The sequence below is a fragment of the Tahibacter amnicola genome (assembly GCF_025398735.1).
Lineage (GTDB): Bacteria > Pseudomonadota > Gammaproteobacteria > Xanthomonadales > Rhodanobacteraceae > Tahibacter > Tahibacter amnicola.
The window spans coordinates 4,416,224-4,436,343 of the sequence record NZ_CP104694.1 but is presented as its reverse complement, the minus strand read 5'-3'; the positions used below and the strand labels follow the sequence as shown (position 1 = coordinate 4,436,343).

Below are 20,120 nucleotides of genomic sequence, written 5' to 3'. Positions count from 1 at the left end.
CAAAGCGCCACGGCCCGCAAGACGTTACTGCAGTTTCTTCGCGCCGCTGGTGGCGGACGTCGTGGAGGAGGCCCCGGAGGTGCTGGGCGCCGAACCACCAAGGCGTGAGCTGGTATCGGAGCTGCCCAACCGCGAGCTGCTGCTCTCGTCGTTGCGATTGCGGACGGTGAGCTTGTTCTCGATATCCTTCACGCCGCTGCAACCTTCGATCAAGTCTTCGACCACATGCTTCATCCAGCGCTGGTCGACGCTGCCGGAAATCGTCACCACGCCGTTGCTGCACTCGATATCGATATTGCTTGCGTCAATGCGGTCATCGTCGGTGAGGCGTTCGTTGATGTCGTCCTTGATGCGGTCATCGGAACGGGTATAGCCCTTGGGCCCGCGCCCCCGGTGGCTGTCGGTCTGCATGCCGGAACCGCGGCCCGAGCCCTGCCAGCGTGATCCGGACTGTCCCGCACCCAGACGCTGCGAACCGCCATAGCTGCCGCCGCCACGCTCACTGCCATACGGCTGGCTACCACTAGAGTAGCGGGAAGATTGGCCACCCTGGCCGTAGCGGCTGCCGCTGTCCTGGTCGTAACCCTGGCTCTGGCTGCCGAACTGGCTCTGCCCGCCGTACTGACTGCTGAGGCCCTGGCCGTACGGGCTGCCGTATTGGCTCTGGCCGCCGTACTGCCCACTCATTCCCTGGCCATAACCCTGGCCGTACTGGCTGCCCTGATGGCTCTGGCCGCCGTACTGGCCGCCCATGCCCTGGCCGTACTGGCTACCCATGCCTTGGCTGTAGCCCTGGCCATACGGGTTACCGAGGTGGCTCTGGCCGCCATATTGGCTGCCTATGCCCTGACCATACTGGCTACCCATGCCCTGGCTGTAGCCCTGGCCATACGGGTTACCGAGGTGGCTCTGGCCGCCATATTGGCCACCGATGCTTTGGCCGTAGCCCTGGCCATACTGGTTGCCGAGATGACTCTGGCTGCCGTACTGGCTGCCCACGCCCTGGCTATAGCCCTGGCCGTACTGGCCACCGTACTGGCCGCCCATGCCTTGGCCGTAGCCCTGGCCATACTGGCTGCCGAGATGACTCTGGCTGCCATACTGACCGCCCACGCCCTGGCTATAGCCCTGGCCGTACTGGCCACCGTACTGGCCGCCCATGCCTTGGCCGTAGCCCTGGCCATACTGGCTACCGAGATGACTCTGGCTGCCGTACTGGCCGCCCACGCCCTGGCTGTAGTGGCTACCGAGGTGACTCTGGCCGCCGTATTGGCTACCCGTGCCCTGGCTGTAGCCCTGGCCATACTGGCCACCGAGATGGCTCTGACCGTGCTGCCCACTCATGCCCTGGCCGTAGCCCTGGTTCTGCTGCCCACCCAGATGGCTCTGGCTGCCGTACTGGCCGCCCATGCTCTGGCCGTAACCCTGGTTCTGCTGGCCGCCCTGACCGTACTGCGAGCCCAGGTAGCCTTGGCCACCGTACTGTCCACCGAAACCCTGACTGTACTCCTGGCGACTGCTACCCATACCGTAGCGATCGTCCTGCCGGTACTCCTGCTCGATGCCACCGCCGTACTGGCCACCCTGGCTCTGGCCGTACTGGGAGGCGTAGCCGCCGGGTCCCTGCTGGCCCTCGCCCTGGCCGCCCTGACCGTATTCCCGGTCGCGTTCGTATCCACCGTAACGGCCGTATTCGGACTGCTGTCCGCGACCTTCCACGCGACCTTGGCCGAATCCGCCTTCGTACTCGCCATCGCGGCCGCGGCCGCGGCCGAGTCCGTTGTCCTCGTAGTTTCGTGATTGCATGTGGAACTCCTTTCAGGGATGGAGAAGGCGGCCGCACAAAAACGGCCGCGGCTCAGAAGAGCAAGTCGCATGCCATCCGGATCCACCTGTATAGGAGTGGATATGTCGGGCTCGTCGGGCTGTCGGGTGAATTCCGTGCGATGTAATTCCTACAAGAAGTGGGAAACCGTTGCGTAGGACGGTGACGGCTGCGCCGTTTGCTCACCACAGCGGAAAGCGGCGTGATCGGGTCTCGGCAAGGCCGATGCATTTGCCCAGGAGGATCCCGGCGGCGAAGACAACCGCAAGCGTGCACAACGGGTGCTGGCGAAGTACTTCTGCCGCACGATCCAGGTGGTCCATCACGGCGGCGCGTCCGGTCTCGTCCGTCGGATCCGGATCGTCCGACGCGTCATCCACGCTTGCATCGGCGGTGTTCTGCCCGTCGCGGATATCTTCGTCCTCGTCCATGGCGTGCTCCGTGGCCTTTCATGGGAACCGACACAGCGGTTTGTCCGCAGAAAATGGCAACAAACGTGCCATTCCTCTAGACATGTACGTCAACCTCCAGGACGCAGTGCTGGCGCTGCCAGGCGTAGTTGGCTGCGCTGCGCCAGGCGCCGTCGACCAGACGCAGCGCGGACAAGCCGGCTACCTGGATGCACCGCCAGTTCCCGGGCGATCCTTCCGAACCGAGGGGGCGGCCACGCGTCCTTCCGTCGAACTGGTACACCAGTACATGCCAGTGTCCGTCCGCGGTGCGGCCCAGAACATGCGGACACATCCTGCGTTGCAGTCCGTCGTACATCGCGGTGACGGGGCGTCTTTCGCGAATGGCCTGGCGCAGAAGCCGGCAGCCGCGCGCCACCGTCGTGCTCTGGCGATTCACTCCCTGCGCGATAGCAGGCCGTGCACCGGCATTGCGGGGTTCTCCGGTTGTGGATCTTTTCGCAGGCTTCATGCCGTCGGACTGGCACGGAGCGTGCCAGGGAAGCGTTGGAGTCGCGCACTACACATTGGCGAGCAGGGAGGCACCATGCCGGCAAAGACGCTGCGATTTGGCAAAGGTTTCAGGGTGGTCTTCGGCAATCGGCGCGCGCAGGCGGCGGAAATGGTCATCGGGCCCGGTGACGGGGAGGGTGGGGCAGACAACCGCCATCGCGGCGCGGACCAATGGTTGTTCGTCGTCGATGGTTCGGGCATCGCCATCATCGGAGGAAAGCGGCGAGCACTGCGACCCGGTACGCTGTTGCTGATCGAGCGCGGGACTTCCCATGAGATCCGCAATACCGGCAGGGCCATGCTGCGCACGGTGAATCTCTACGTGCCACCCGCCTACGACGGCGACGGCAATGCGCTGCCGCGGGGACGGAAGTAGCGCGGGACAGGCTGATGCCGGAAGGGCCTTCCATTGTCATCCTCCGGGAGCAGGCCGCGCATCTGGTCGGCATGCGCATTGATGCCGTCGAGGGGAATACCCGGCTCGACAAGGGGCGGCTGGAAGGTCAGCGCATCCTTGCATTGCGCAGCTGGGGAAAACACTTCCTGGTCGAGTTCCGGGCCTTCAGCCTGCGCGTCCATTTCCTTCTTTTTGGAACGTACCGGATCGACGAACGGCGTGAAGGTGTCACGCCGCGGCTGAGCCTGCGCGGCAAGCGCGGCGAACTGAACCTGTACGCCTGTTCCGTGCGATACATCGATGCGCCGCTGGACTCGGTCTACGACTGGCGCAGCGATGTGATGGCCGATGCGTGGGATCCACGCCTGGCGCTGCGCAAGCTGCGTGCACACCCCGGCCTGCTTGCATGCGATGCGCTGCTGGACCAGGAAATCTTCGCCGGGGTCGGCAACATCATCAAGAACGAAGTGCTGTTCCGCATCCGCGTCCATCCCTTGTCGGAGGTGGGAGCCCTCCCTGCACGGCGCCTGGGGCGACTGGTCCGCGAGTCACGCAACTACAGTTTCGATTTCCTCGCGTGGAAAAGAGCTTTCGTGCTGAAAAAGCACTGGCTGGTGCACACGCGGAGTATCTGCCCGCGCTGCGGATCCGAGTTGGAGAATGGGAAGCTCGGCAGGACACAGCGCCGATCCTTCTTCTGTCTTCGGTGCCAGGATCTGTGGCGGAGCAGTTAGCGGTAGCGGCGCTTTGTGCGAGCGGGCGCGGCCGGTCGTGAATTTTGCGCGACGGGTTCTGCCGCGCTGGGCACAACGCCCTGTGTGCGGACCGGCTGCGGGGTTTGTCGCCGGGGGTGGCGATGGCACGGTCCTTGATGAACTCCTCTGGACGACTTCTGGGTGGACTGTCATGGATGAGCGCGTGACTGCAATGGATGCGTCAACGGCCGGCGAACGCGGTGGCGCGTGGTCCCGTACGGCGCGGTTGACGCGTTTTGTGATCAAGCACCGTGCGCTGGCGGGCTTGATAGGTGAACACCAGGATGCGACGCACGACGCGCCTGGCGCGGAGGCGTTCGTCGCGGACCTGCAGGCGCTCGGGCCGGCTTTCATAAAGATTGGCCAGACCTTGTCGACGCGCCCGGATCTTCTGCCTCCCGACTATCGCCTGGCACTTGAGAAGCTGCAGGACGACGTGGACGTCGTGCCGTTTGCGCAGATCCGCCAACTCGTTGAAAGCGAACTGGGCGTGCGCCTGACCAAGGCGTTCTCGCGCTTTGACGAGGAACCGCTGGCGGCGGCATCCCTGGCGCAGGTGCACGCGGCGCAACTGCGTGACGGCACGGAGGTCGCCGTGAAGGTGCAGCGGCCGCACATCGCCGAGGAGATCGCGACGGATCTGAAGATTCTCTCCCATCTGGCTGACGCAGCGGATCGCTGCACCGAGCACGGCCGTCGCGTCCGCTTCAAGCAGTGGATCGCCGAGATGAGCGATACGCTGAAGGAAGAACTGGACTATCGGTTGGAAGCGGAGAACCTGCGCGTATTTGCCGCGCATCTGTCCGAGCATCGGAATCTGGTCGTGCCCCGCGTCTATGGCGACCTGTCGTCGGCGCGCGTGCTGACAATGGAACGCATTCGTGGGGCCAAGGTTTCCCAGGCTATCGCCTTGCGCCGCCTCGACCAGCCGCTGGGCGATCGGGCCACGGAGCTGATAAGGGGCTATCTGGATCAGGTGTTTGTACATGGGCTGGTGCACGCGGATCCCCATCCGGGCAACGTGATGATCGATGATTTCGGTCGAATTGCTCTGGTCGACCTGGGTATGGTCGCCCGCCTCGGGCCCCGCATGCGGACAGCGCTGATGAAAGTGCTGTTTGCAGCGGTAGAAGGCGACGACGACCAGGTGGCCGACGAATGTGCGTCGATCAGCGAACGTCTGGCGATGTTCGACGAGGTCGTCTGGCGCCGCCGCTGCGGCCGGCTGATCGGACGCTATGCGACGCAGGAGCCAGGGCATGGGATCAGCGAAGGGCAGCTACTGATCGAGCTGACCCGGGTTGGCATCGAATCCGGCCTGCGGCCACCACCGGAAATGGGACTACTGGGCAAGACGCTGCTCAACCTCGACAACGTGGCGCGGCTGCTGGATCCGGAAATCGCCGTGCGTGACATCGTGCGCCGACATATGGCGTCGTTGGTGCGCGGCCGGGTCGGCAGCGCATTTCGCCCCGCCGCACTGATGACCCGTTCGGTCGATCTGCTGGAGTTGCTTCAGGACTTCCCCCGCCAGGCCCGCGCCATCCTGGAGAACATCGCGCGCAATCGCGTCCGTGTTCGCCTGGCCGGACTGGAGGAGTCGCGATTGCTGGAAAACCTTCAGAAGATCGCCAATCGCATATCGGCAGGAATCATCACGGCTGGCCTGATCATCGGCGCCGCGCTGGCGCTGCGGGTCGATGCCGGCACGCGGCTGTGGGGCTACCCGGCGTTGGCCCTGGTGATGTTTGTCGGCGCCTTTTGCCTCGGCGCCGTGCTGGTCGTCTCGGCGATGCTCACGGACCGCCACGTCTCGCCCTACCGCGCGCGCAAACCCTGACCAACGCCGTTGCATGGAACGCTCGAGCTGATCGTCATGAGGTGCACCATGAAAAACCACACACAATCCTACTGGCAGTCGCGGTGGGCGGATCCGGGCGATATCTGGGAAGCGCAGGTACCTTCCCGTGCCGACGTGTGCATCGTGGGCGGTGGAATCGCAGGCCTTTCCGTTGCCTTGTGCCTGCTGGAGTCGGGTCGTTCTCCGCTGATCGTCGAGCGCGACGGCGTCGGTTCCGGAGAAACGCTCCGGACCAGTGCACACCTTGCCAGTGCATTGGACGACCGCTTTCACCAGCTGGCGCACTGGCATGGCGGAGACGGCGCACGCCTGGCTGCGCAGAGCCATGCGGTGGCGATCGACCAGATCGAGGCGTGGGTGGCGCGCTACGCGATTGATTGCGATTTCGCCCGCGTGCCGGGTTATCTGTTCCGCGCGCCGGACAGCGATGCAGACGAGCTGGCGCGCGAGCTGAAAGCGGCCCGCGAGGCCGGACTGACGGTGGAGCTGTTGCCCGACGGACCGGTGGCGTTCCTGAAGGGACGTCGTGTCCTGCGATTTGACCGTCAGGCCCGCTTCGATATCAGCCGCTACCTCGCCGGCCTGATCCGGGTGATCCGGCAGGCGGGCGGGCGGTTCGTCCGCGGCGACGTCGTCGGCGTGGAGGATGGTGCAAACCCGGCCGTGCAGTGGCGCGACGGCGCGCAGATCACGGCGAACGCCGTCGTCGTTGCTACCAATGTGCCGTTCGACCGCCGCGTGTTCCTTCACACCAAGCAGGCAGCCTACCGCAGCCTGGTCATCGCCGGTCGGATCCCCAAGGGCAGTATCGCCGATGGTCTGTACTGGGACACGGGCGACCCGTACTTCTACGCGCGCATTCAGCCCGACGCAGAAATGGATTGGCTGATCGTCGGCGGCGAGGATCACAAGACCGGCCAGGATGTGGAGGAAGGGGCGCGCTTCGATGCCTTGCGGCGCTGGACGAGCGGGTTTTGTCCAGAATTCAGCAACGTGGAATATGCATGGTCCGGGCAGATCATCGAGCCGGTGGACGGGCTGGCGTTCATCGGCAAGGAGTCCGGCCGCGAAAACGTGTACGTCGTCAGCGGAGACTCCGGCAATGGCCTCACCCATGGCACGCTCTCGGGTCTGCTGATCGCCGGCCTCATCAAGGAGGGTCACCATACGTGGCAGTCGCTCTACGACCCTTCGCGCAAGCGGCTAAATGGTACGTGGCTGGAAGAGAACGCCAACGTAGCGGCCCAGTACCGCGACTGGCTGCAGTCGGGTGATGCCACCTCCGCGGCCCGGATCGCCCCGGGGGACGGCGCGGTCGTGCGTCACGGACTGCACCGTTTCGCGCTGTACCGGGAGCCCGGCGGTGCGCTGAAGGCGTACTCGGCGAGGTGCCCGCATCTGGGATGTTGCGTGCGGTGGAACGGCACGGAGAAGTCCTGGGATTGCCCCTGTCACGGTTCGCGCTTTGCGGCAGACGACGGTCACGTGATCAACGGTCCCGCGGCGAAGGGGCTGGAGGCCGTGAACACCGTGGAGGTGGAAAGTGCCGCCGCGGAGGTCGTCGGTAGTGGTTGAGGTACGCACTTATCTGCTCGGTGTGGTGCTCCCGCTGTGGTTGATCGCAGGTTGTGCGGATTACCTGTTTCATCGCCGCAGTGCGATCGCCCACACGTCCGGCCTGGGTGAGGCGTGGTTGCACGTGGTGCAGTTGGCGCAGATCGGTATTCCGGTTATCGCGGTGCTCTTTCTGGAAGTGAACCGCCTGGTGCTCGCGTTGTGTACGGTGGCGGTGGTTGCGCATACGGTCACCGCCTGGTGGGACATCCGCTACACGCAGGTCCGGCGCGTCATCAGCGCGGGCGAGCACCTTGCCCACGGATTCCTGGTGACGCTGCCGATCATCGCCTTGACAATGCTCCTGTTGGACGGGGCGCACCGTGTTGCGGACTGGAGCGTTCGCCTGAAGTCCGTACCGCTGCCATTGCCGGTCACTGTTCTCGTGCTCGCTGCCAGTGCGCTCTTTGGCCTGGCCCCCACGCTGGAGGAATGGTGGCGTTGCTGGCGCGCGCAACGGACCGGGCGGGAAGGGGCGTCAGCGCCGCTACACAGTGCAGCGACACTTCATGCCGCAAAGTAAACAAAGGGCCTCGGTCCGTTCTGTGGGCACAGCGATAGCGTGAGCACTGGCCGCAAGCGCGCCAATGCGTGGAGGTCCTGTCGAATCATCCGCATTTCCTGCCAGGAGGGGCAATCGTGAAAATTACACGCTTTCATGCGGTATGGATCAGCCTGTTGGCTGCAACGGCAATGGCGGAAGAGCCGGTGATCGCACCGCCGCCTGCGGTCGATCCGGCGGATTCGTACCGGCCACTACCCACGCAGCCGTTCGAGACCGTCAAGCGCAAGGACGAGGCCGACAAGCCCGGTGTCATGCAGCGTCAGCGCGCCTTGCTGGAAGCGCGCTATGACCTTGCTGACAGGCCCATCGCCGGGGTGATGATGTCCGGGGGGCGCAAGGCCGTGCAAGGCGGCGTCCGCGTGAAGCTCAAGGACGGCCAGACGTGGGATAGTCTTTCGCAACTGACGCCGGATGCCATCCGCGACCGGCAACTGTTGCCCGAAGGCTTCAAGCCCTTGCCGCACGTCAAGCATGCGGTCGGCGGCCAGGTGTTCCTGCAGCAGCAGATCGACGAGATCCTGCGCCAGGAGAAGCGTGACCTGCGCCGGTTCGATGTCGACTTTGACCTGCCGGAGCGTTTCACGCCGGAATTCCCGGCGCCCATCTTCCTCACGACGCGTCCGGATCTGGGTGATATTTCGCGCGGCCAGCTGCTGACGATCAAGAACTATTACCCGCTGGTGGTCGGTGTCCTGACGCCGGTGCAGATCGAAGGATTGCGCCTGCTGCTGACGCCATTCCCTCAGGAGGAATTCAACCAGACCGAGGATCGCAAGAGCGCCGAGCAGAGTCTTGGCGTCACGTGCCTGGACTGTCACGCGAACTTCCACACCAACGCCACCTTCCACCTTACACCGGACGTTCGGCCGCAGAATGCGCGATTCCGTCTCGACACGGTCAGTCTGCGCGGCATGTTTGCGCAGCAGTTGCATGGATCGAAGCGGTCACTGCGGTCGATCGAGGATTTCACCGAGTTCGAGCAGCGCACCGCCTACTTCAACGGCGACCACGTCAGCGCGCAGCGCAAGGGTGTCCACCTGCCAGATCGTGCCAGTCAGGTTGCCATGATGGCGCAGATGCAGAACATCATCGATTTTCCGCCGGCACCCAAGCTCGACCCCACCGGGCGCCTCGACAAAGCCAAGGCCAGTGAGAGCGAGCTGGCCGGCGAGGCATTGTTCCTGGGCAAGGCGCGGTGTGCCGAATGCCATGTGCCTGTGATGGCCTTCACCGATAACGCCATGCATGACCTGAAGCTGGAGCGGTTCTACCGCACCGGCGAAGTCATCAACGGACAGAAGATGATTCCGGATGGCCCGATCAAGACCTTCACCCTGCGCGGTATCAAGGACTCGCCCCCGTACCTGCACGACGGCCGCCTCCTGACGCTGGATGACACTGTGGAATTCTTCAATCTGGTGCTACAGCTGAAGCTGACGGACGCGGAGAAGAAGAACCTGCACGCTTACTTGCTCACCCTCTAGACTTCGGCCGGCGTGCTTCACGCGGACGCGTGGCGTGCGACGTCCGCCGCCACGGCCAGTCGGTGCGGGCGGTTTCCCCGTCGGCCGCGTCCGACTGGCGCCGGGGTGGCGTGCCCGCAGCGACGCCGAGCCGCACGCTCAGGTCATAGGCGTCGAACGGCGCGTGCACTTTGACGTCGTTGTCGAAATAGCAGTAGACGTCCCGCGGCCGGCGCGAGAGGGGCGATGTGTCGATGCGTCGGGCGTCATCCGGTTGAGTGCCAAGGCGCCAGGCGTCGATGCGTGTCGCCCACCAGTCGAGTGCCTGGGCGCTGTAGCCACTTTCGTACAGTGCCTTGTCGCCGTGCAGGCGCAAGTACACAAAATCCGCCGTGACTTCTTCGATCAGGGGCCAGCGCCCGGCGGTGTCGGCAACAACGAGCGCGACGCCCCGCTGTCGCAGCGCCTGCGCAAATGCGGCTGAGCGGAAGCTTTCATGCCGGATCTCCACCGCATGACGCAGGGGGCGTTCGGGCAGGCGGGGCAGGGCGGTGCGGCCGCGCATTCGCGTCGTTTCGCGACGCCGCGCCAGTGCCAGCGCCTCGTGCGTCGTACGCGGCAATTGATCGAGGAACCGGGAAAAGCGGGCCTCGTCGTAAGCAAAACTCGGCGGAAATTGCCAGAGAAGCGGTCCCAGACGATCGTCCAGGGCCAGCACGCCGGATGCGAAGAAGTTCGCGAGCGGTTTTTCGATGTCCCTGAGCCGGCGTATGTGCGTGATGTAACGCGGGGCCTTGACCGCAAACCGGAATGCCGCTGAGGTCTGCTGGCGCCATTCGCGGAAGTAGTCGGGACGCTGCAGGCTGTAGAACGTGCCGTTGATTTCGATCGTCGAGAAGGTGGCGGCGGCAAATGCCAGCTCCTCCCGTTGCACAAGGCCTGGCGGATAGAAGACGCCCCGCCAGGGCGCGTAGCGCCAGCCGGAAATCCCGATGTACGCACGACCGCGTTGCTGTGCCATGGCAAGCAGTGTAGGTCCGGGCGGGTGAACGGCCTGGCGTTGCGCCCGCCACCGTGCGCTCCGCCGGCGGCTCGCGCCGCGTGTCGCAGCCTGCTAGGCTGGCCGCTTCGACCGCAATGACCATGCTGCAGGAAGAGTACGTGACCGAGGGTTTTGCCGTACCGAAAAGGACCGGCTTGCAGCCGCTCCCCGCCGATGAGGTCCATGTGTGGTACGCGTGGTCGGCGGAATTTGACACACCGGCCTTCCGGACGGCGGCGCTGGCCCTGCTCAGCACGGAGGAACGCCAGCGCCATGACCGGTATGTGTTCGACTACCTCAAGCTGGAGTACCTGGTGACGCGAGCGCTATGCCGCGGCGTGCTGTCGCGCTATGCGGCGACGCTGCCGTCGGAATGGACGTTTGTCGCCAACGAATACGGGCGGCCGGAGATTGCTGCCATCCATGACACCGGCGACCTGCGCTTCAACCTGTCCAATTCCCGCAGCCTGGTGGCCTGCCTGGTCGGACGCGAGGTTGACGCGGGTGTTGATGTCGAGCGGTGCGAGCGGCTCACCGATATTGCCGGCATCGCCGAGCACCATTTTTCGCCCACAGAGGTAGAGGCGCTTTTCGCACTGCCGGAGTCGGAGCGTCAGAATCGCTTCTTCCAGTACTGGACATTGAAGGAAAGCTACATCAAGGCGCGTGGCATGGGATTGTCGATACCGCTGGACCAGTTCAGCTTTGCACTTGACGGCGACAGCATCGGCATCGGGTTTGACCCCGCGCTCGACGATACGCCGGCCCATTGGCAGTTTGAACTGCACCGACCCGACGAGCGCCACCAGATGGCGGTGGGCCTGCGGCACGGCGGGAAGGCGCCATTCACGGTGCTCCTGCGCGCGGCCAGCGTCGAATCTGTGCTGGAATGGATCACCGCGGCGCGCGATGCTCACGATTCAATGGCATCGTGGCGTCATACGGAGTCGCGATGAGCCAGTCCCCGGAAGACGTGCTGGAATTGCTGCATTCGCTCTTCCACGCGATCAAGGCGCGCCACGCCCAGGTGCTGCGCGATGAAGAGGACGGGCTGGCACCGATGGAAGCGCGCGCGCTGAATTTTGTCGCGCGCAACCCCGGGTGCACCGCGGCGGATATCGCCCAGAAGAGCGGTCGCGACAAGGCGCAAGTGGCCCGGCTGATCAAGACACTCACCGAACGCGGCCTGCTCACGCGCCAGACCGACGACGCGGACCGGCGCAGCCAGCGCCTGGCGCTGACGGTCGCCGGGCGCGCGTTGCAGAAGAAGGTGCAGGGGCACCGCAGGCGCCTCGCCGCGGACCTCGTTGCCGACCTGAGCCCGGCGGAGCAGGACAGGTTGGCGAGCTACCTGACCCGTCTCAACGCGCGCATGGCGCCGGGCGACGGGTCCGCCTGAGGTGACGGGCGGGACTCGACGTTGGTCTATATTGGTTGACCTTATCAACCATGCCGGCTAGGCTTGGTTGATAGTGTCAACCGATTTGCCGCGGGCGATGGTTGGCAGGCACGTACTCCTGCTGGAATCCTTATGCATTCACGAAATACGGTGGCGAGCCCGGATTCTCCGGCGTGGTTGATCCTGGTGCTGGGCGTGCTGGCCGCACTGGGGCCGCTGACCGTGGACATGTACCTGCCGGCGTTCCCCGCCATCGCCCTTGAGCTGGGCACGGACGCCGCCGGCGTCAAGCTGACCTTGTCGACGTTCTTCGCCGGCATGGCGTTAGGGCCACTCGTCGGCGGGCCGCTGGCGGATCGCCACGGTCGCCTTCGGATGCTTCACATCGGCCTCGGCCTGTATGTCGCCGCCTCGATCGCCTGCGCCATGGCGACGACGGTTCACCAGCTGATGGCATTGCGCTTCATCCAGGCCCTGGGTGGCAGCATCGGCATCGTGGTGCCGCTGGCCATCGTGCGCGACCGGTACGGTCCGCGCGAATCGGCCCAGGTGTTGTCGCGACTCGTCCTGGTAATGGGACTGGCCCCCATGCTGGCGCCGCTGGCCGGCTCCTGCCTCCTGGAAGCCGTGGGCTGGCGCGCGATCTTCGGTTTCCAGGCACTCTACGCGCTGGGCGCACTGGTGATGGTGGCCGGAGCGCTGGCACCGGCTGGCGCGACGCCACAACGGGCGGCGCCGTCCCCGGCGATCGAGGTCTATGGCCGCTTGCTGCGCGACCGTCGCTTCGTCGGGCTGGCCCTGGCCCTGGCGCTGACGTCCGCGGGCATGTTCGGCTATATCGCTGCGTCGCCGGCGCTGTTCATGAGCCACTTTGGATTGTCGCCGACCGCCTATGCCGTGCTGTTCGGCGCGAATGCACTGGCTCTCGTGGCTGCGGCACAGATCAACCACCGCTTGTTGCGGCACTATCGTCCCGAGCAGTTGCTGCGCCGGGGTCTGGTTGCCCTGGTTGCCTGTTCGCTGGTGACGCTCGGCATGTCCATCGCCGGTGCGGTGTGGTGGGCGGTAGCCGCACCCCTCATGGGTTACTTGGTCGCCCTGGGCTTTGTCCACAGCAATGGCTCGGCCTGCGCGATGGCGGACCAGGGTGACAATGCGGCGACCGCTTCGGCGGCCCTCGGTACGGTGCGTTTTGCCGTCGCCGTCGTTTCCACCGCGGGGGCCAGTGCATTGAGCGATCGCACGGACGGCATGGCTCTGGTGATGACCGCCTGCGCCGGGTTGGCCTTCCTCGTACACCGGATCAGCAGCCGGGTCGAGAAGGCCTCCGCGCTGCCGGCACCCGATCCGCGCCCCATCCACTGATGACTTCTTCCAACGCCAAGAACGACACGATGAACCTGACTCCGCAAAATGCCCGCCTGTGCGCACTGACCGTTGCCGACTTCGACACCCTGGGTGAGCTGGGGCGGACGATCTGGCGCGCCCACTACATATCCATCATCACGATCGAACAGATCGAATACATGCTCAATGGCCGCTATACGGCCGACAAGCTGCAGCGCTACATCGATTCATCCGAGTGCTGGCTGGAGCTGCTCTGGGTTGGCGACGAGCTCGTCGGCTATTGCAGCTATGCGCGAACAGCGGATCCGGATGAGCTCAAGCTGGAGCAGCTCTATTTGCTCCCGGACTGGCACGGACGCGGGCTGGGCGGCTTCATGCTGCGCCATGTGGAGCAGCGGGCCCGTGATGTCGGCTGTTCTCGCATCATGCTGACCGTCAACAAGCAGAACACCAACTCCATCGCGGTCTACCGCAAATCCGGATTTACCGTGCGGGAAGAAGCCGTGTTCGACATCGGCAATGGTTATGTCATGGACGACTACGTCATGGTCAAGAATCTGGCGTAGCTGGAACGCCGTCGCCCGGACGTGCCCGATCTCCGGGTGACGCCTCGGTCCGCAGATCAGGGGGCGACGGAACAGTCGACGGATGTCTGAGCGTGCAGGGCGCCGTGGCCGGTACCGGCGAGGGGCGCTGCTATCGTGACGAGGGCGAACAGCACGAGGAGGACTCCCGTCGCGCGCCGCGCGGCGACGGTTCCAAACCGGCGCATGAGCCACGGCGCGCCCAGGTGTGCCGCGACGACGCCGGGCAACGTCCCGACCCCGAACGCAAGCATGGTCATCGCGCTCTGCACGGGGTCAAAATGCAGCCAGGCCAGGATCAGGACTGAATAGACGAATCCGCAGGGCATCCAGCCCCAGATCGCGCCGAAGAGCAGTGCCGACGGAAACTGGCGAACCGGCATCAATCGGCGTGCGAGCGGCGCGACGCGCAGCCATAGCCGCCCACCCAGCCGGCTGCCCGGTTCGCGCTTTCCAAGCAGTAGCGCAGCGGCGATGGCGATGAGCAGCAGGGCCACGCCGCCGCGCAATGCCAGGCGAACCCCGGCGTGATCGAGCAAGGGCATCAGCGCCCATCCCAGGCCGCCGATGCTGGCGCCCGCCAGTGCATAGGAGCTGATACGACCCAGCTGGTAGGCGCCCAGCAACACGCTGCGCCGGCGCGCACCGAGCTCACGCGGTATCGCCAGGGACAGGGCACCTGCAATACCGCCGCACATCACGGCGCAGTGGCCGCTCGCCGCCAATCCCAGTAGCAGCGCGGAACCGAGGCTGATGGCGTTATCGATCATGTGGACGGCGGCGATTCGGGGGCGCGTGGCCGGGACGGACGGTCGTCGACCAGCGGCGACAGCGCCGGTGATTCGAGGTCGTCGAACTGGGCGTGATTGACGGCCCAGAAGAATGCCCACACCGCAAGAAGGAGCAGGACGAAGCTCAGCGGAATCAGGGCAAGCAGGATATTCATGCCGTCACCTCGCGCGCCGTCACCGCAACGGCGTCGATCGACGCTGCCGGTACGCGGATGCGCAATGCATTGAGAATGACCAGAAGCGAGCTGACCGACATACCGATGGCCGCCAGCCAGGGAGGGACTAGTCCCAGTGCGGCCAGCGGAACAGCGCCGAGGTTGTAGGCCATGGACCAGCGCAGGTTCTGGCGCATGATGCGGCGCGTCAGCTCCGCGGTTTCGAAGGCGTCGACGAGGCCAGACAGGCGCCCGCCGGACAGCACGATATCGGCTTGGGCCTGGGCAAGGTCCGCGGCGCCGGCCATTGCAACGCCCACATCCGCTGCTGCCAGTACGGCCGCGTCGTTCACGCCGTCGCCCACCATCGCCACGCATTCGCCTTCGGCGCGCAGCTGCGCCAGCCGTTGCAGCTTCTGCGCTGGCGACAGCCGCGCCTGCCAGTGATCCACGTTCAGGATCGATGCTGCGTGCTCCACTTTTTCCGCCGCGTCGCCGCTGGCGATCTCCGAGCGGATCGCCCGGTGTGCCAGCTGGCGCACGGTACGCTGCGCGTCGTCGCGCAATCGCTCACCCAGGCGCAGGCGTGCAATCTCGCCTTCGTCATCGGCCAGAACGAGTGCATCGTCGTCGGGTGCGTGGTCGCCCAGGGCGAAGTCTGCACGACCGAGCTTCAGTGCACGGCCGGCGACGATGCCGGTGACACCTTGCCCAGGCAGCGTCGCCAGTGCATTGGCGACCGGAATGCTCAGGCCGACGCTGGCGTCGCGCAGCGCGGTGGCAACGGGATGCCGGTTGCCCTGCTGCAATGCGGTGGCCCACGCCAATGCCGTGGACGGGGTTTCGCGTGAGGCCTGGACGGCAATGATGTGCGGTTGCGGGTTGGTGAGCGTGCCGGTCTTGTCGAACAGCACGCGGCGCACCTGCGTCAATCGCTGCAACGCATCGGGCCGGACCACGAGAACCCCGCGTCGAGCGAGCACGGCCAGGGCACGGGTGAGGGCGACGGGAACGGCGAGGGCAAAGGCGCACGGGCAGGCAACGACCAGCACGGCAATGGCGGCCGGAAACGCCCGTGACGGATCGACGCTCAGCCAGGCCAGCGCGGTAGCCGCGGTCAGCGCGAGAATCCACGCGACGAATCGTGCCGCTGCATCTTCGCCGTCGCGGACCCAGCGCGGTCGTGTCGTGCCTGCCTGCATCACCAGATGCAGCAGCGACGAAAGCACTGTGTCGGCGCCCCACTGCGTGACGCGGATCAGCGCAGGCCCCTGCACGAGGACACTGCCCGCGAGCAGTCGATCGCCGCGGCGGCGTGTCTGGGCGGCGGACTCGCCCGACAGCAGCGACTCGTCCACACGGCAACGCTCCGACAACAATTCACCATCAGCAGGAATCGCGTCGCCGGCGGCCACGATCACCGTGTCATCGTGCGACAACTCGTGCACGCCAATCGCCTGCGTGCTGCCGTCCGCGCGTTGCACAGTGGCCAGTGCGGGCTGCAGCCGCGCCAGAGCGTCGACCAGGTCTGTGGCGCGATGGCGGGCACGCATTTCGAGAAACCGGCCGGCCAGCAGGAAGAACACGAACATGGCGGCCGAGTCGAAGTACACCGAGTCGCCGCCGCGCAGGGCTTCCACCAGGCTTGCGATGTACACCAAGGCGATCGCCGCACCGACAGGAACGTCCATGCCGAGACGGCGTTGTGCCAGTTCGCGCCAGGCGCCGACAAAGAAGGGCTGTGCGGCATAGACGACGACCGGCGTCGTCACGAAGAAGCCGAGCCAGCGGAAGAAGTCGCGCACCGGTTCTTCCATGCCTTCGAAGACGCCGGCGTACAGGGCAACGGCGTACATCATTGCCTGCATCATGCCGACTGCAGCGACGACGAGGCGCTTCAAGGCGTCCCGTTGTTCGCGCCGGACCAGGGAACCCATTGCCGATGCGTCCAGCGGATGCGGCCGATAGCCCAACCGGGCGAGAGCGCCCAGTATGTGCGACAGCGCGGTTTCCTGCGTGTCCCAGCGCAGCCGGAGGCGACGGGCTGCGGCCTGCACCGCAACGTCACGCACGCCGCGCATTCCGCCGAGCGCCTGTTCGACCAGCCATGTGCAGGCAGCGCAGCGCAGGCCCTCGACCAGCACGCAGACTTCGGCTTCCGTGCCGCTGCGCCGTACGTAGCGCTGCTCGAATGCCGCGTTGTCCCAGACGCTGTAGTCCGGCGTGTCCGTCAGTGCGGTGTCCGCCGGCTGCTGGCGCAGGGCGTAGTAGTCCGACAGGCCCAGTCCTTCAATCCATTCCGCCGCTGCACGGCAACCGATGCAGCACACGGGGTGTTCCACGCCGCAGACGCGGGCGAGCAACATGCCGTCGTCGGGGCAGGGTTCGGTGCAGTGGAAACAGGTCGCCGGCACGTCAGTGCGCCGTTTCCGGTTTCTGCGCGGGCGGCATCGAGCTGCGTGAGTGCTCGATGACGTTGCGATCGCGCTGCGCCATCGCTGCGTGGATCAGCCAGGCTGATCCGATCACGGTTGCCCCGAGGACAGCGATGACGAGCCAGGCGGTGGGAACTTCGTACCAGCGGGTTTGCATGTCAGCGGTCCCGACGTTCACGGGGAACGAAAAAGTTGGATCGTCCGATCGCCAGCGTCTGGCCGGTGTCGTCGACGAACTGGATGTGGATCTTTCGGTTGGCCGTCACCGCATCGGCGGCGGTGGCAATCGTCAGCGGCAATTGCCGGGTTTCCGCGGCTGCCAGCGAGACGACGTCGGACCCGGACAGGCGCAATGGGCCGGCGTCCACCAGGGAAACGCGCAGTGTCAGGTCTTTGTCTGTCTTGTTGACCAGGCGCACGGTATAGCTGTTCTCGATGCCCTTGGCCGTTTCGCGGAACAGTGCATTGCGATCGTGCAGCAGCTCCGCGAGCACCGGCGTGCGCGTCCCGACGCCAATGGCAAATCCGCTGACCAGGACGACCAGCAGGCCCGCGTAGAACAGGGTTCGCGGACGCACGATGCGGGCTTTTCCGCCCGCAAGGCCGCTTTCGGTGGTGTAGCGGATAAGGCCAGGCGCGTAATCCATCTTCTGCATCACGCTGTCGCAGGCGTCGACGCAGGCAGCACAGGCGATGCATTCATATTGCAGGCCCTGGCGAATATCGATGCCGGTCGGACATACCTGCACACACGCGTTGCAGTCGATGCAGTCACCCAGGCCCAACTGGGCCAGGTCCGCTTCGCGCCGGCGGCCGCCGCGGGGTTCGCCGCGGGCGCTGTCGTAGCTGACGATCAGCGTATGCGTGTCAAACATCGCCCCCTGGAAGCGGGCGTAGGGACACATGTACTTGCACACCTGCTCGCGCAGGAAGCCGGCGTTGCCGTAGGTCGCAAATCCGTAGAACAGGATCCAGAACGTCTCCCAGCCACCCAGGTCGACGGTGGCCACCCGGACTGCCAGTTCACGAATGGGCGTGAAGAATCCGACGAAGGTGAAGCCGGTCCACAGGGCGAAGCTCACCCACAGCAACTGCTTGGCCGACTTGCGCAGGACCTTGTTGCGCGTCCATGGGCCCGCATCCAGCTTCATGCGCTGGTTGCGCGTGCCTTCTGTCCAGCGCTCCAGCCACAGGAACACTTCGGTCCACACGGTCTGCGGACAGGCGTAGCCGCACCAGATCCGGCCGGCCAGGGCCGTTACGAAGAACAGCCCGACGGCGCAGATAATCAGGAGCAGGGCGAGGAGGTAGAAGTCCTGCGGCCAGAAGGTCAGCCCGAATACATGGAATTTGCGCGCCGGCAGGTCAAACAGAACGAGTTGCCGGCCGCCCAGGTTCAGCCAGGGAAACAGGTAGAACATGCCGAGCAGCCAGAACACGCAGAACGTGCGCAGGCGTTGGAATCGTCCGTCGATCTCGCGTGGGTAGACCTTGGCCTCCGATACATAGAGCGCTTGCGACGGGGGTTCGACGAGCTTGAGCGGGATCGGTTTCATTGCTTGGCAGAGGAGTTCTTCCGCGTCGGCGGTGCGAGCAGGAAGCGCGTGAAGCTGCAGGCGGAGAACGTACAGGCCCAGAACATGAAGAAGCCGAGCGTGTAACCCGCCTCGCGCGAAATGGCCAGCTGCGGCCAGGTGATCTGGCCGAGCAGGATGGGATCGACAATGGCAAAAAATACGGTTGTAGCGACACCTGCCGCGAAGAACGACGGCCAGACCACAGCGCCAAGCTGCCAGGCCTTTCCGGGCGGCTGGGCGAGGGGATCGGCGCGCAGGGCGCCGGGCGGTGCGCGGTAGGTCGTCACGGGGCGCCGGCCTGGCTGCCCGTCGGATTGTCCGCCTGCGACTGCGCCAGTACCCAGGCGGAAACCAGTCGGACGCGGTCCTCGCCCAGCAGCGGCAACCATGCTGGCATGCGCCCGCTGCGGCCCTGGCGGATCGCGCGTTCGATCGCCGCCTGGCTGGAACCGTACAGCCACGCCTCGTCAGTCAGGTTGGGTGCGCCGACGGCGATGTTGCCTTTGCCGTCCTTGCCGTGGCATGCCGCGCAGATTCCTTCAAATGCGTCCTTGCCCGCCCGCGCCATGCGGCCATCGTGCGGTAGTCCCGAGAGCGATCGCACGTAGTGCGCCACGTCCGCGACGCCGTCCGGCGGCAGCGCGCTGGCCAGCGGCGGCATCGTGCCGACGCGGCCGTCGGAGACACTGTGAAGAACCGCCTCCGCACTGCCGCCCCAGAGCCAGTCGCGGTCGGCGAGGTTCGGGAACCCCGCCGCGCCGCGTGCATCGGAGCCGTGGCATGCCGCGCAGCTGTTGAGGAAGATGCTGTGGCCCACTTTCAACGCCGCCGCATCCCGTGCCAGATCATCGACCGGGCGGTTGCGAAACTGGGCGTAGAGCGATTCCAGCTTGTCGCGCGTGGTATCCAGGTCCTTTTCGACTTCACGCGCCGACGTCCAGCCCTTCAGGCCCGCGAAATTGCCAAACCCCGGGTAAACCGCCAGGTATCCCAGTGCGAACACCAGCGTCAGCACGAACAGTCCCAGCCACCAGCGGGGCAACGGGTGATTGAGTTCGGTGATGTTCTCGTCCCACACGTGACCTGTGGTGGCGCCCTGTTCGTCGCCGGCGGTGCGCTTCTTCGCCGTGGCGAACAGCAGGACGGCCAATCCGATCACGTTGAGCAGCGTGACGGCGATGACAAACCAGCTCCAGGCGCTCGTCATGGCTGCTTCTCCCGCGGCGCGTCGTGCAGTGGCAGCAAGGCTGCCTCTTCGTAGTCGCTGACACGACGGCGGCTGTAGGCCCAGCCGACGGTTCCCAGAAACATCACCAATAGCAGCGCAGTCATGATGCCGCTGACCATG

The 20,120-nt window shown here is 65.5% G+C and carries 22 protein-coding genes; 10 read left to right on the top strand and 12 right to left on the bottom strand.

Annotated features, from left to right (window positions below):
- Positions 1 to 24: 24 nt before the first annotated feature.
- The 3 genes from N4264_RS17265 to N4264_RS17255 form a co-directional block, all read right to left on the bottom strand.
- Positions 25 to 1,806, bottom strand: a complete 1,782-nt coding sequence (locus N4264_RS17265; protein WP_261693477.1) for a BON domain-containing protein — start codon at positions 1,804 to 1,806, stop codon at positions 25 to 27.
- Between the two features lie 201 nt (positions 1,807 to 2,007).
- Positions 2,008 to 2,256, bottom strand: a complete 249-nt coding sequence (locus tag N4264_RS17260; protein WP_261693476.1) for a hypothetical protein — start codon at positions 2,254 to 2,256, stop codon at positions 2,008 to 2,010.
- Positions 2,257 to 2,332: 76 nt separating this feature from the next.
- Complete coding sequence (locus tag N4264_RS17255; protein WP_261693475.1) at positions 2,333 to 2,674, bottom strand: hypothetical protein; 342 nt, start codon at positions 2,672 to 2,674, stop codon at positions 2,333 to 2,335.
- Between the two features lie 147 nt (positions 2,675 to 2,821).
- Here N4264_RS17255 and N4264_RS17250 point away from each other — a divergent pair, with 147 nt between their 5' ends.
- From N4264_RS17250 to N4264_RS17225, 6 genes are all read left to right on the top strand, one after another.
- Complete coding sequence (locus N4264_RS17250; RefSeq protein WP_261693474.1) at positions 2,822 to 3,163, top strand: cupin domain-containing protein; 342 nt, start codon at positions 2,822 to 2,824, stop codon at positions 3,161 to 3,163.
- A gap of 14 nt (positions 3,164 to 3,177) precedes the next feature.
- Positions 3,178 to 3,918, top strand: coding sequence for a DNA-formamidopyrimidine glycosylase family protein (locus N4264_RS17245; protein WP_261693473.1), 741 nt, complete (start codon positions 3,178 to 3,180; stop codon positions 3,916 to 3,918).
- 172 nt (positions 3,919 to 4,090) lie between these two features.
- Positions 4,091 to 5,779 (top strand): ABC1 kinase family protein, encoded by a 1,689-nt coding sequence (locus N4264_RS17240; RefSeq protein WP_261693472.1) that lies wholly within the window; start codon positions 4,091 to 4,093, stop codon positions 5,777 to 5,779.
- 48 nt (positions 5,780 to 5,827) lie between these two features.
- Positions 5,828 to 7,375, top strand: coding sequence for an FAD-dependent oxidoreductase (locus N4264_RS17235; protein ID WP_261693471.1), 1,548 nt, complete (start codon positions 5,828 to 5,830; stop codon positions 7,373 to 7,375).
- Positions 7,368 to 7,937: a hypothetical protein gene (locus N4264_RS17230; RefSeq protein ID WP_261693470.1), complete on the top strand. Its 570-nt coding sequence runs from the start codon at positions 7,368 to 7,370 to the stop codon at positions 7,935 to 7,937. The genes N4264_RS17235 and N4264_RS17230 overlap by 8 nt, the downstream gene beginning before the upstream one ends.
- A gap of 116 nt (positions 7,938 to 8,053) precedes the next feature.
- Entirely contained in the window at positions 8,054 to 9,463 is a 1,410-nt protein-coding gene (locus N4264_RS17225; protein WP_261693469.1) for a hypothetical protein, read from the top strand.
- Here the strand turns inward: N4264_RS17225 and N4264_RS17220 are convergent.
- On the bottom strand, positions 9,453 to 10,463 hold the full coding sequence (locus N4264_RS17220) for a DUF72 domain-containing protein (protein ID WP_261693468.1): 1,011 nt from the start codon (positions 10,461 to 10,463) through the stop codon (positions 9,453 to 9,455). The genes N4264_RS17225 and N4264_RS17220 overlap by 11 nt on opposite strands.
- 116 nt (positions 10,464 to 10,579) lie before the next feature.
- On the opposite strand from N4264_RS17220, the gene N4264_RS17215 reads away from it, so the two are divergent.
- The 4 genes from N4264_RS17215 to N4264_RS17200 all read left to right on the top strand — a co-directional run bounded on the left by N4264_RS17215 (position 10,580) and on the right by N4264_RS17200 (position 13,796).
- Positions 10,580 to 11,440, top strand: a complete 861-nt coding sequence (locus tag N4264_RS17215) for a 4'-phosphopantetheinyl transferase family protein (RefSeq protein ID WP_282563016.1) — start codon at positions 10,580 to 10,582, stop codon at positions 11,438 to 11,440.
- Positions 11,437 to 11,883, top strand: coding sequence for a MarR family winged helix-turn-helix transcriptional regulator (locus N4264_RS17210; protein ID WP_261693467.1), 447 nt, complete (start codon positions 11,437 to 11,439; stop codon positions 11,881 to 11,883). The genes N4264_RS17215 and N4264_RS17210 overlap by 4 nt, the downstream gene beginning before the upstream one ends.
- Before the next feature lie 132 nt (positions 11,884 to 12,015).
- Positions 12,016 to 13,248 carry a multidrug effflux MFS transporter gene (locus tag N4264_RS17205; protein ID WP_261693466.1) on the top strand — a complete coding sequence of 411 codons (1,233 nt, stop codon included), beginning with the start codon at positions 12,016 to 12,018 and terminating at the stop codon, positions 13,246 to 13,248.
- Positions 13,248 to 13,796 carry a GNAT family N-acetyltransferase gene (locus N4264_RS17200; RefSeq protein ID WP_261693465.1) on the top strand — a complete coding sequence of 183 codons (549 nt, stop codon included), beginning with the start codon at positions 13,248 to 13,250 and terminating at the stop codon, positions 13,794 to 13,796. The genes N4264_RS17205 and N4264_RS17200 overlap by 1 nt, the downstream gene beginning before the upstream one ends.
- A gap of 56 nt (positions 13,797 to 13,852) precedes the next feature.
- Here the strand turns inward: N4264_RS17200 and N4264_RS17195 are convergent, their stop codons facing one another.
- Genes N4264_RS17195 through N4264_RS17160 form a run of 8 tightly spaced genes read right to left on the bottom strand, consistent with a single transcriptional unit; the run spans position 13,853 to position 20,119 of the window.
- A complete protein-coding gene (locus N4264_RS17195; protein WP_261693464.1) occupies positions 13,853 to 14,584 on the bottom strand; it encodes a sulfite exporter TauE/SafE family protein in 732 nt (243 codons plus the stop codon).
- Positions 14,581 to 14,760 carry a cbb3-type cytochrome oxidase assembly protein CcoS gene (gene ccoS, locus N4264_RS17190; protein ID WP_261693463.1) on the bottom strand — a complete coding sequence of 60 codons (180 nt, stop codon included), beginning with the start codon at positions 14,758 to 14,760 and terminating at the stop codon, positions 14,581 to 14,583. Before ccoS ends, N4264_RS17195 begins: the two co-directional genes overlap by 4 nt.
- Entirely contained in the window at positions 14,757 to 17,174 is a 2,418-nt protein-coding gene (locus N4264_RS17185) for a heavy metal translocating P-type ATPase (protein ID WP_261693462.1), read from the bottom strand. Before N4264_RS17185 ends, ccoS begins: the two co-directional genes overlap by 4 nt.
- A gap of 1 nt (position 17,175) precedes the next feature.
- Complete coding sequence (locus N4264_RS17180; RefSeq protein ID WP_261693461.1) at positions 17,176 to 17,352, bottom strand: hypothetical protein; 177 nt, start codon at positions 17,350 to 17,352, stop codon at positions 17,176 to 17,178.
- A 1-nt stretch (position 17,353) separates the two neighbouring features.
- Positions 17,354 to 18,751: a cytochrome c oxidase accessory protein CcoG gene (gene ccoG / locus N4264_RS17175; protein WP_261693460.1), complete on the bottom strand. Its 1,398-nt coding sequence runs from the start codon at positions 18,749 to 18,751 to the stop codon at positions 17,354 to 17,356.
- Positions 18,748 to 19,059, bottom strand: coding sequence for a hypothetical protein (locus N4264_RS17170; protein WP_425508282.1), 312 nt, complete (start codon positions 19,057 to 19,059; stop codon positions 18,748 to 18,750). The genes ccoG and N4264_RS17170 overlap by 4 nt, the downstream gene beginning before the upstream one ends.
- Positions 19,056 to 19,979, bottom strand: a complete 924-nt coding sequence (gene ccoP / locus N4264_RS17165; RefSeq protein ID WP_261693459.1) for a cytochrome-c oxidase, cbb3-type subunit III — start codon at positions 19,977 to 19,979, stop codon at positions 19,056 to 19,058. Before ccoP ends, N4264_RS17170 begins: the two co-directional genes overlap by 4 nt.
- On the bottom strand, positions 19,976 to 20,119 hold the full coding sequence (locus tag N4264_RS17160; RefSeq protein WP_261693458.1) for a cbb3-type cytochrome oxidase subunit 3: 144 nt from the start codon (positions 20,117 to 20,119) through the stop codon (positions 19,976 to 19,978). The genes ccoP and N4264_RS17160 overlap by 4 nt, the downstream gene beginning before the upstream one ends.
- Position 20,120 lies beyond the last annotated feature (1 nt).